Annotated in this window: 7 protein-coding genes; all 7 read left to right on the forward strand. The window is 44.8% G+C overall.

The genetic code is table 11. From position 1 onward, the window contains the following. Positions 1 to 89: 89 nt before the first annotated feature. On the forward strand, positions 90 to 1,562 hold the full coding sequence (ltrA, locus tag H5125_RS20945) for a group II intron reverse transcriptase/maturase (RefSeq protein ID WP_182745331.1): 1,473 nt from the start codon (positions 90 to 92) through the stop codon (positions 1,560 to 1,562). Positions 1,563 to 2,656: 1,094 nt separating this feature from the next. Then, positions 2,657 to 4,411 carry a YdiU family protein gene (locus tag H5125_RS20950; protein WP_182745333.1) on the forward strand — a complete coding sequence of 585 codons (1,755 nt, stop codon included), beginning with the start codon at positions 2,657 to 2,659 and terminating at the stop codon, positions 4,409 to 4,411. Positions 4,412 to 4,672: 261 nt separating this feature from the next. Beyond that, entirely contained in the window at positions 4,673 to 5,323 is a 651-nt protein-coding gene (locus H5125_RS20955) for a hypothetical protein (protein WP_162023008.1), read from the forward strand. Beyond that, positions 5,316 to 6,134 carry a DUF3307 domain-containing protein gene (locus tag H5125_RS20960; protein WP_182745335.1) on the forward strand — a complete coding sequence of 273 codons (819 nt, stop codon included), beginning with the start codon at positions 5,316 to 5,318 and terminating at the stop codon, positions 6,132 to 6,134. Before H5125_RS20955 ends, H5125_RS20960 begins: the two co-directional genes overlap by 8 nt. Positions 6,135 to 6,776: 642 nt before the next feature. Continuing rightward, positions 6,777 to 7,523 carry a (Fe-S)-binding protein gene (locus H5125_RS20965; protein WP_182745337.1) on the forward strand — a complete coding sequence of 249 codons (747 nt, stop codon included), beginning with the start codon at positions 6,777 to 6,779 and terminating at the stop codon, positions 7,521 to 7,523. An 8-nt stretch (positions 7,524 to 7,531) separates the two neighbouring features. Then, positions 7,532 to 8,920: a lactate utilization protein B gene (locus tag H5125_RS20970; protein ID WP_182745338.1), complete on the forward strand. Its 1,389-nt coding sequence runs from the start codon at positions 7,532 to 7,534 to the stop codon at positions 8,918 to 8,920. Between the two features lies 1 nt (position 8,921). Continuing rightward, positions 8,922 to 9,485, forward strand: a complete 564-nt coding sequence (locus H5125_RS20975) for an LUD domain-containing protein (protein WP_182745340.1) — start codon at positions 8,922 to 8,924, stop codon at positions 9,483 to 9,485. The last annotated feature ends 210 nt before the right edge of the window (positions 9,486 to 9,695 follow it).

A 9,695-nucleotide genomic window follows, 5' to 3' on the forward strand; every position in this document is an offset into this window, starting at 1 on the left:
ACTTGTGTCTGGTCACGAAAGTGAGCCCACTTCCGACTGGTCTCCCGTTGCAAGATAATTTGAAGAACTTTATTCAAGGAGAAACGCAAATGATGATTTCAACAGAGATTAGTGCCTCTCCTGACGGCGAACAATGGCAGTCCATAGACTGGAAATCCGTTGAACCGCATGTATTAAAGCTTCAGATGCGTATTGCAAAGGCAACACGAGAAGGTAAACACGGTAAGGCGAAAGCGTTGCAATGGATACTGACTCACTCGCGTTCAGCAAAACTTCTTGCTGTTAGACGAGTATCAAAAAACAAAGGCAGTAGAACGCCTGGAATAGATGGTGTCATCTGGAACACGGATGCACGCCGCATGAAAGCAGTAAATCAATTGAGCAGGAAGGCATATCAAGCCAAACCACTCAAGCGTATCTATATCCCCAAAAAGAATGGCAAACTTAGACCTCTTGGTATCCCATGCATGATAGACAGAGCACAACAAGCGCTCCACCTTCTTGCATTAGAGCCTATATCGGAGACGCTTGCTGACCCAAACAGCTATGGATTTAGACCAAATCGTAGCACTGCCGACGCAGTCGATCAGTGCTTCAAATGCTTGGCTCTAAAGAGATCAGCGCAATGGGTTCTTGAGGGAGATATCAAATCCTGCTTCGACAAAATCGGGCATCAATGGCTTGTTGATAACATCGCCATAGATAAACGAATGTTGGAACAATGGTTAAAGTCTGGTTTTATGGATAAAGGGTTGTTTTATCGTACTGATGAGGGCACGCCACAAGGAGGGGTTATATCCCCAACCTTGATGCTAATGACTCTTGCTGGACTTGAACAGCGCATAAAGTCTACAGCACTCAAAAAGGGTGCTAGAGCCAACTTTATTGGATACGCCGACGATTTCGTCGTCACCTGCGCTTCAAAGGAAGTGCTCGAGAACGATATCAAACCGTTGATCGCTGACTTCTTGGCGGAAAGAGGCTTAACACTCTCCGAAGAGAAAACGCACATTACCCACATCAACAAGGGTTTTGACTTCTTAGGGTTCAATCATAGGAAGTACAAAGGAAAATTGCTCATCAAACCGAGCAAGTCCAATACCTTGTTGTTCTTGAGTAACCTGCGCGAACTCATCAAAAAGCACGCAACCATCCCTGTTAACGATCTTATCAAACTGATAAATCCAAAACTAAGGGGTTGGGCGAATTATTATCGTCATTGCGTTGCTAAGCAAGTATTCGGGTATGTTGGGCACAAACTATTCTATACGTTATGGCACTGGGCAGTAAGGCGCCATCCAACAAAGTCTAAGACTTGGATAGCCCTTAAATACTTCATCAACCGAAAAGGCCAATGGCAATTTCACGGTTGGCAGAAGGTCAAGGATATGGATTGCCAATTTAATCTATTCCAAATAGCCAAGGTGCCTATTGAGAGACACGTGAAAATCCGAAGTGCGGCTATACCATTCGACCCTCAGTACCTAGAATACTTGGTTAGGAGAAAATCGAAAAGGCAAGCTCGTAACTCTTGGAATGAATCAGCTCTCACTGCTTTATAAGTTGCTGGGTATCTAACGATACCTTTGTGGAGGCTTGAGCCTAGTGCAGTGAAAGTTGCACGCTGGGTTCTTAGGAGGGCGGCACTTGGTAACAAGTGTCGTCTATCCGACATAAATAATTTGCATACCTTGCTCGCAATTGGTGTGATTCAACTCTGAACTTGAGGACGTTGAAGAAAATAGCGTGAAGCTCACATGGATGTGAGCTTAGCTTTCGCGGTACAGGATGTACCATCGGAAGCGGTAGCATTTTCGAATAAGGCCGAGGTTGATTACAAACGAAGTTAAAGGCTGGATCAATCCCCATGGCGACCTTTTCGCTGTTTGAAAATGTTGCGGGGCGGCTGGGTGATCCAAGAGGGAATAGCCGTTGATTTCCTCTTGGTCTGGTGTGGGTGAAGCGCCACGATGTTAGTGGCCGCAGGCCATATTTCAAACTCATTTTGGGGCATAAATAATTTGCATACCTTGCTTACAATTGGTGTGATTCAACTCTGAACTTGAGGGCGTTGAAGAAAATAGCGTGAGTCCTGACATGGATGTCAGGCTAGCTTTCGGGGTACAGGATGTACCATCGAAAGCGTTAGCATTTTCGAATAAGTCCGAGGCAGGATTCAAATGAAGTTAAAAGCTGGATCCATTTCCGTCGCAATTTTTTCGCCGCTATTGTTTTGTAAATAGCGAAAATGTTGCCGGAACGGCAAGGGTGATCCAAGAGGGGATTGCTGTTGATCCCCTTTTGGCCCGTGCAGGGTGGAACCTTGCGATCTAATTCAAACGAAGTTTGATAAATCTGGTGTGGGTGAAGCGCCACGACGTTAGTGGCCGCAGGCCATAGCAGATATGATGGATCATCATATGACATGATCTCAATTTTGCAGATGCAGCAAGCTAAGCTTTCCATTAGTATAACGAGTCGTTACCATGGGTGTCGGTTCCATCCATTTCTCTCAGGCTCTTTCTAATTATACCGCGCAGGCCTTCGACATATGCTGACAAGATCCGCTTCCAGAAATCGAACAAATCGAATCATCGTCGACACGATGAACCATCAAGTTGTGAACAACCCTTCGACTCAAACAACAGGTATCCCAATGACTAATCAACAGTCCCAGCAAACTCCCCTTACTGTCGAGACAGTCGACGATCTCGCTAAATTGGTCAACTACTCATTGATGGATACGCTTAACCGTGATCCTGACGCGACAGCAAATGGTGACGACCACGCGCCGCGACAAGTATTTTCGGGCCACTATGTGCCTGTTAAACCAACACCGATTGAAAATCCAGAATATGTAGTACACAGCAGCAGCTTGTTTGCTGAATTGGGTTTTGCTGACAGCATGGCGCAGTCAGCCGATTTTATGAGCTTATTCTCCGGCGATCTTTCGAACGTTCCTGTACCCATGAGTAAGGTTGGGTGGGCGTGTGGATATGCATTGTCCATTTTTGGTACCGAATACATTCAACAATGTCCGTTCAGAACGGGCAATGGCTACGGCGATGGTCGAGCTGTTTCTGTGCTTGAGGCTGTGATTAACGATAAACGCTGGGAAATGCAGCTTAAAGGCGGTGGCCGCACGCCATATTGCCGCGGTGCGGATGGTCGCGCTGTGCTGCGATCCAGTGTGCGTGAGTTTCTCGCGCAAGAACACATGCACGCGCTTGGCGTACCAACGTCGCGATCGCTGAGTTTGTATGTGTCTAAAACCGAGACGGTGCCGCGGCCTTGGTATTCTGAGGGCTCTAACGCACAAGATCCTGACCAAATGATTAGTGAGGCGGTTGCTATCTCGACCCGTGTGGCACCTTCGTTTATTAGGGTTGGCCAACTTGAGCTATTTGGTCGCCGCGCCCGCACGCAGGAACACCCGCAAGCGATGGCAGAGCTTGAACTGTTGATGTTGCATTTAATTGATCGTGAATACGCTGATGTTATCGACCAAAAACTCACTAACGAACAAAAAGTGCTTTTGCTGGCGCGTGAATTCCGTAACCGTTTGACGTCACTGATAGCGAACTGGATCCGTGTTGGTTACTGTCAGGGCAATTTTAATAGCGACAACTGTGCCGCTGGTGGCTTTACGCTCGATTACGGCCCGTTTGGATTTTGTGATGTGTTCAATCCACAATATCAACCTTGGACGGGTGGCGGTCAGCACTTCGCGTTTCTTAATCAAGGTGTAGCTGCAGAACGTAATTTCTTGATGTTTTGCACCGCATTAAGCCCATTATTGATGTCTACACCAGATTATCTAGAACAGCTCCAGCAGTTGGTCGATGGTTTTGCCACTGAGATGCAAACAAAGATGGAGCACATGTGGGCGGCCAAGCTTGGGCTTAACACTTTTGATGCGGCGCTATTTAATGAGCTTGAAACGCTGATGCTGCAAACCCCTGTGGATTACACTCTGTTTTTCCGTGAGCTTTCGTCGTTGCCTGATGATATTGGTCCACTGACTAACAGTTTCTATCGAGATTTATCGCAAGGGCCACAAGGATTGGAGCAACGCTGGTCTGCTTGGCTGACACAATGGCAATCATTGCTTGGTACCGAAGACAATAGCAATATGCTTATTGCAGATGCAGACACACAACCACGTAGCTGTGATGATATTATTGCGCAGATGCAACGAGTTAACCCTAAATTTACTTTACGCGAGTGGTTGCTGGTACCTGCTTATCAGCAAGCCAGTGTTGGCAATTATGCACTTGTTCGAGAATTGCAGAAGGTGATGACCAAACCTTACGCAGAGCAATCTCAAGAAGTTGAAGACAAATACTATCGACTCAAGGCATCTGAGTTCTTTGGGGTAGGTGGATGCTCGCATTTAAGCTGCTCGTCGTAATGGTGAGATAATCTATCAGCTTTGATTGGTGTCATGCTTTATGCCACCTGCGTCAGGATTGTTATCTCAACGTATCTGTCGACTTGCCTGGCATATTATCATTAGCCTAAAGTGGCTAAATGTCTATTTTTAGCCATAAACGGCTAAATAAGCTTGTGTACTATCAATGCACTTAGTCGTTATTAGCCAATAATGGCTAAGCTTGCATTATTAGCCATTATTGGCTAAATTGGTCTAAATCTGCAAACAAAGGAGCGTTATGTGGAGCCTACCAATAAACCTATAGCCGTGATTGTTGGCGATGTTGTTGACTCAACAAAGCTAACCTCTGCGCAGTTTGAGCTACTACTTAAACAGATCAAATCTATCCAGACATGGATTAGCGAGGGGCATAGCGAAAATGCGCACAGTATTGAGCGCGGTGATGAGTTTCAGTCTGTCGTGCATGATATTAAAAATGCGTTGAGATACACCGTTATATACCGGATTGGTATTAAGGCGCTTGGTAAAGCATTTGATAGCCGGATTAGTTTTGCAATTGCGGCAAATGCTGATTTACGTGAGTCGGTGTCGGAGTCGATGGGGCAAGCATTTGTGCTGTCTGGCCGCGGACTCAGTGGCCTTAAGAATGACCGATTATTGTTTAGCTCCGATAGCATCGCTCTCACTGAGTATTTTGACTTACTGTTTAAGTATCTTGATAAGCAACTTAACGACTTAACTGCGCGCCAATGTGAAGTGATGTTGCCAATGCTTCGAACCAATGAGGATTTGTCGATTAGTGAGTTAGCTAACATGCTCGATGTGGCTACAGCCACTGTCAGCAAGTCACTTAAAGCGTCTGGTTGGCCGTTGATCCATGAGTTAAATTGTCGGTTTATAAAGAAAGTCGCGGGGCTCAAGTATGTTTGATTTTTTCAGCGTGCTCATTCCATTTTTACTAATTCACACCATCTGTGACTTTTATCTTCAGACCGATCGGTGGGTAGAAGCTAAAAAAGCTCGCACTTACCGTTCACCTGAGTTGTACCTTCACGCGACTTTACAGGGTGTTGCATTATTACTGCCTGCAATGGCACTCGGGATTGATTGGCGTTCAACGGTTTGCTTAATCGTTATTGTCGCGGTAAGTCATTTTATTATCGATTTATGGAAGGTCACTACACCAAAGGGAGATAAGTTAGCCTACTTTGTTATTGATCAGGCTTTGCATGTTTCAGTACTGGCTGCGATTGCTTTTCATGTTGCAGATGGCGCATCGATTGAGGCAGTGTTACAGCATGAACGTTTCTCTGATGGCGTGTTGGTGGTGTTTGCTTATGTACTCATTCTAAAGCCAACTTCAATTGTGATTGGCGCTGTGTTGAATAAGTATCCCATCGTTAACTCAGCAATGGACACTGACACAGACGCCGTTACCGACACCGATGGTGTTGCAGAACTTGTTAGTGATAAGACAGCAAATGTGAGCGGCCTTGTTGCGGGTGGCGAGTTGATTGGTTACCTAGAGCGATTATTAATACTGACGTTTACGTTGGTGGGCAGCTATGCCGCTGTGGGCTTTGTATTAGCCGCTAAGTCGATATTCAGATTTGGTGAGTTAAATCAATCAGCCAACCGAAGCATGACGGAGTATGTACTGATTGGCTCACTGCTCTCAGTGGTCATCACAACCTTAATTGGGGCGCTAGTCTCATTGGGTGTAGATATAAAATTTAAGTGAAAAAATCATAAAAAAAGGCCTCTATATCAATAGAGGCCCAATAATCTTATTCAGATTTAAACTGATACCTTTAATCAGCCTTTATCCCCATTCCCATAGCAGATAGAGGCTGAGTAAAGTCACCAAGCATTGAGTAGACATTTGATTGCGACTCAAAGCCATCAACCAAACAACGCCAAAGTGTGTACCAAAAATCGATAACGTCAGTTAGATATAAGTTATTAAAACGGGGGATGTTTCCGACGTTACCTATCACATGATTGTGCTTAACCTCAACCATTCTGACAATATAAAAACACCAAACTGCGACACAATGTCGCAGGCTACTGACTTGAATTTATAAAGATTGTTAACTACTGGTTAGCATTTATCGATGTATACCATGGTGTTGCACTTATTCATTGCTGATTCATCTGTGGGCAGCGGCTTTTGTTGTTATTAATGTGAGTTTTTGGTGCTGATGAAAGCGTATTCAGATCAAAAGTGAAAAAGTCTGCCGCGATATTTGCTTAATTAGCACTACATTTTATAAGGGTATAAGCATACATTGATGGCTCGATAATGAGTCGTTAGCCATTGCTGAGTTGATTTTAAACTCACTCAGACGATGTGTAATAACGCGCCTGGGGATAATACCAACTTATGAAAATAGCACTATTTATACCGTGTCTTGTGAACCAAATGATGCCAGAAGTGGCCATTGCAACGCTGACATTATTAGAAAAGTTAGGCCATGAAGTCATATTTCCTGCTGGGCAAACCTGTTGTGGTCAGCCGATGACAAACTCGGGTTGCTTTGATGAAGCAAAAAACACCACCCTTAAATTACTCAACGCTTTTAAAGGTGTCGATTGTGATGCCATTGTGTGTCCTGCTGCCAGTTGTTTGGTGGCGGCTAAAGAAAACTTCCATGAGTTTGATGGCAGCCAAGAAGCCCAAGAAGTTATTAGTAAGCTTTATGAGTTAACGGAGTTTTTACACGATATTGCCCCGATTAAAGCATTCGCCCGCCCTGTAGTGGCCAAAATAAGCATGCAAATGAGCTGTCATGGTATTCGTATGCTTAATTTAGCGACGCCGACGGAGCAAATGGGTAAACAACGCTTTAATAAAGTGGAAGCGGTACTGGGTAACATTGCCGGGCTCGAGATTGTCTATCCTGCTCGTATTGATGAATGTTGTGGTTTTGGCGGCACGTTTGCCGTTGATGAAGGCGCGGTGTCGGCCAAAATGGGTAAAGATAAAGCTCAAGCTCATGCGGCAACTGGGGCTAAGTATGTCGTGGGGTTTGATCCTTCATGCTTGCTGCATTTAGATGGCATGATCCGTCGTCAAAAATTACCGATTGAAACCCGTCACATTGCCCAAATCATTAATGATGCTTTATAGGAGCCACTATGACCGAACTATATACCGCATCAGGTTCTAAGGTGCATGCCCATAAAGCTGATATTTTTTGTCGCGATGAAACCCGAGTTGATTGGCATTCTAAAGCCCTGTGGGCATTACGTGAAAAACGTGATCGTGCAGCAGGCAGTTTGCCTGAATGGGAACAACTAAGGCTGCTTGGCTCGCAACTCAAAATGCATACGTTGAGCCATTTAGCCCAGTACCTTGAACAATTTGAACAACAATGCTTGAGTAATGGCATTAAGGTGCATTGGGCTAGCGATGCCCAGCAACACAATGAAATTGTTCATGGGATTTTAGCGAAACATAAGGTTAAAAAACTGGTTAAATCAAAATCGATGTTAACCGAAGAATGCCACATGAATCCGTATTTAGAACGCCACGGTATTGAAGTGGTTGATACCGATTTAGGTGAACGAATTATTCAGCTCGCCAACATGCCGCCATCGCATATTGTGGTGCCCGCTATACACATGAAAAAAGAGGAAGTAGGCGAGTTATTTCATCAACAGTTAGGCACTAAAGCGGGTGAGTCTGATCCGCTGTATTTAACCCGTGCAGCTCGCGCGCATTTAAGAGAGAAATTCCTTACTGCAGATGCTGCCATGACCGGTGTCAATATGGCGATAGCAGACCAAGGTGCGATTGTTGTGTGTACCAACGAAGGTAATGCAGACATGGGCGCTAACTTGCCTAAGTTGCAATTGCACTCAATGGGTATCGATAAAGTGGTCCCTGATATGGATTCTGTTGGGGTGTTGTTGCGTACATTAGCCCGCAATGCCACTGGGCAACCTATCACCACTTATTCATCGTTTTACCGCGGTCCACAAGAGGGCGGCGAGATGCATGTGATCATTGTTGATAATGGTCGCACTGAGATGATGAAAGACAAAATTTTAGCTGAATCATTAAAGTGTATTCGTTGCGGCGGCTGTTTAAATACCTGTCCTGTGTATCGCCGTTCAGGCGGTTATAGCTACAACTACACGATTCCTGGTCCTATTGGTATTGCGGTAGGTGCTAAGCATGACGATACCAACTCTATTCCTTGGGCCTGTACGTTATGTGGCAGTTGTACTTATGTGTGCCCAACGATGGTGCCGTTGGATAAAATTATTGCCCATCATCGTCGTTTGAAAGCAGAAGCTAAGAGGTTGCCGTATGGCAAAGGTGGCTATATGCCGCTAGTAGGCCGTTTTATGGCCAATGAAACCTTAATGAATACCTCTATGTCTGCAGCAAGATTAGCACTGCGAGTATTACCGGGGAGTTTACTCAAGCCGTTTAGTGGTGCATGGGGTAAATATCGCGAGTTGCCTGTCGCACCAGAGTCTAGCTTTGCCAGCTGGTATAATAAGAATCGGAGTCGTTAATATGTCGAATAAACACACTATTTTATCTGCACTAAAGCAATCGGCTTTGGCTCAACATGCCATGCCAGCCATGGATGTTATTGCTAACAATGATGATCTTGTTGGCCAATTTAATGCAAGTTTGAACACAGTAGCGGGCACGCTGCATAGTGAAGGCGGTTTAGCAGCGTTACAACAGGCAGTAGATGAATTGATCCAACAAAATATGCAGGTAATCTCGTTATTGGACGGTATTAAAGGTAATCGCCAAGTGCCTGAGACCGCTCACGATCTGGCTGATATTGACTATGCCGTGATCCCTGGCGATCTTGGTGTAGCCGAAAACGGCGCTATTTGGGTTAATCAACCCAGTCATCGAGTGACGCCTTTTATTTGTGAAAACCTGATATTGGCGTTGGCTAAAGACAATATTGTCGCCAACATGCACCAAGCGGTTAAACAAGTGGCACTACAACCAGGCGAATTAGGATTATTTATTGCGGGTCCGTCTAAAACCGCTGATATTGAGCAAGCATTAGTGGTGGGGGCTCATGGTGCCTGTAGTTTAAATGTGTACTTATACTAATGGTTAGTGACTAGCGGTTAGTTGCTTGTGTTGTCATTGATTGAGTGTGTCAGTCGATGGCATCACGCTAAACTATAGCAATATTAATCGCACCACTTAGGTTAGAGTAATCTGCTATTAATCAGAACGTTCAGTTTCAAATTCAAATTCAAACTAAAATTCAACCTAAAATTCCAAAGCCAAATCCAATTAAAATTCAACTTCGAATGT

Source organism: Shewanella sp. SR44-4, from assembly GCF_014163715.1.
GTDB lineage: Bacteria > Pseudomonadota > Gammaproteobacteria > Enterobacterales > Shewanellaceae > Shewanella.

Excerpts from the sequence above, each read along its gene's own strand:
- H5125_RS20950 (WP_182745333.1), top strand. The coding sequence starts at position 2,657 with ATGACTAATCAACAGTCCCAGCAAACTCCCCTTACTGTCGAGACAGTC.
- H5125_RS20970 (WP_182745338.1), top strand. The coding sequence starts at position 7,532 with ATGACCGAACTATATACCGCATCAGGTTCTAAGGTGCATGCCCATAAA.
- ltrA (WP_182745331.1), top strand. The coding sequence starts at position 90 with ATGATGATTTCAACAGAGATTAGTGCCTCTCCTGACGGCGAACAATGG.
- H5125_RS20960 (WP_182745335.1), top strand. The coding sequence starts at position 5,316 with ATGTTTGATTTTTTCAGCGTGCTCATTCCATTTTTACTAATTCACACC.
- H5125_RS20965 (WP_182745337.1), top strand. The coding sequence starts at position 6,777 with ATGAAAATAGCACTATTTATACCGTGTCTTGTGAACCAAATGATGCCA.
- H5125_RS20975 (WP_182745340.1), top strand. The coding sequence starts at position 8,922 with ATGTCGAATAAACACACTATTTTATCTGCACTAAAGCAATCGGCTTTG.